Origin of the sequence: Arthrobacter sp. HMWF013 (assembly GCF_003061105.1) — a bacterium.
Classification (GTDB): domain Bacteria; phylum Actinomycetota; class Actinomycetes; order Actinomycetales; family Micrococcaceae; genus Arthrobacter.
Genome location: NZ_QAIQ01000181.1, coordinates 1 through 1355 on the forward strand (window position 1 = coordinate 1; position 1355 = coordinate 1355).

The following is a 1355-nucleotide window of genomic DNA, read 5'->3' on the forward strand; positions in this document are numbered from 1 at the left end:
GGTCAAAGGTGTAAACGTCGGCGGCCAGAGCGAGTTCATGGTGCAGCCGGGCAAGGTATCGGTGGGAGACCCCGATTCCATGCAGCAGCACGTACGCCGGGCGTGGAGGGCTTCCGGCTGCCGCCACGGAGGTGTACAGCCGTCCGGTCAATCCGCCGAATTCAATGGCCTTGCCACCCGTGAGTTTCACCCAGTGAGCATACCGCCGCCGCCAGCGGATCCGGCGTTAGGCTGATGCCATGGCACTGATAGCTCCGAGGATGACAGCCGGCCTCCCGGCCGAGGACGCAGGAAAACTGCGGCAGGCACTGGAAGGTGGCCACGACATCACGGTATTCGTGGACGGCACCGTCCACCGGCTGACGCCCGGGGCGAGGGACGCCGTCGTCGACCTCCTCAGCCGGTTCAGCCGCGGCGAAGCGGTGACCGTCAGCAGCGTTGAGGAAATGCTCACCACGTCCCAGGCCGCGGAACTTGCCGGGATCTCCCACACGTACCTGCGGAACATGACCGACCGCGGTGAGATCCCCGTGGAATACCGCGGCACACACCGCCGGATCAGGCTTGCTGCGATCATGGCGTGGCTTGACCAGCAGAAGAAAAGCGAACAGCAGAACAGCGGGGAAGCCCCTGCGGCCCCGGAGGCTGCGGCCAAGGGGGCTGCGGCTTCGGAGGCTGCGGCCAAGGCGGCGGGAAAGGGTCAAGCGGGTCAGTCAGCCGGTGGCAACTAAATCCGGGGCCGCAGGGCCCAGCGCCTCATTTTCAGCGCCGCATGGAGCTCCAGCCGTGGCATTCCCCGGAGCGGGTCCACACCCAGGAGCTGACGGATGCGGCCCAGCCTGTTGTAGATACTGCTCCGGTGCAGGTGGAGCTTGGCGGCAACGTCCTGGATGGAGCCGTCGTTGTCGTAGATGAGCTCCAGGACAGGCAGGAGTTCGCCGTTGCGGTCGTGGTCCTCCAGCATGCGCACATAGACGGAGCCCGAGTCAGCCCATGCCCCGGCTCCACCCCCGGCCGAGCCCAGCAGCTGGTAGATCCCGGTGGCCCGGCAGTCCACCAATTCGCCCAGTTGGGGATCCACCGCTGCCGCCTGGGCGGCCAGCCTGGACTGCCGGTACGCCTCAGCAAGCCCGCGGGGTTTGGCGAAGCCCTCACTGATCCCCAGAATGATGCGGTGCACCGGCCGCCCGGAACGCTTGGCGAGCTCCAACTGGTAGTGCACCAGTACTTGGGCGTGGCTGGCGCGCCCCACGGATTCGCGGAACAGCACCACTGAATGGGTTTCCGTTCCTGCGCTGAACAGCACCAGGTCAACGCCGATGGTGGCCTGCAGGGCGGCGGAACGGTGGATCAGC

General features: G+C 66.7%; 2 protein-coding genes and 1 pseudogene. 1 reads left to right on the forward strand and 2 read right to left on the reverse strand.

The window, feature by feature from the left end:
- Window positions 1–190, reverse strand: a pseudogene (locus tag DBR22_RS07985) (alpha/beta fold hydrolase); the annotation flags it as partial.
- Window positions 191–239: 49 nt separating this feature from the next.
- Here DBR22_RS07985 and DBR22_RS07990 point away from each other — a divergent pair.
- Window positions 240–731 (forward strand): helix-turn-helix domain-containing protein, encoded by a 492-nt coding sequence (locus DBR22_RS07990; protein ID WP_108598576.1) that lies wholly within the window; start codon window positions 240–242, stop codon window positions 729–731.
- On the opposite strand, the gene DBR22_RS07995 is transcribed toward DBR22_RS07990, so the two are convergent.
- Window positions 728–1355, reverse strand: a 628-nt coding sequence (locus DBR22_RS07995) for a PucR family transcriptional regulator (RefSeq protein WP_258229095.1), incomplete at its 5' end; no start/stop codon positions are given. The genes DBR22_RS07990 and DBR22_RS07995 overlap by 4 nt on opposite strands.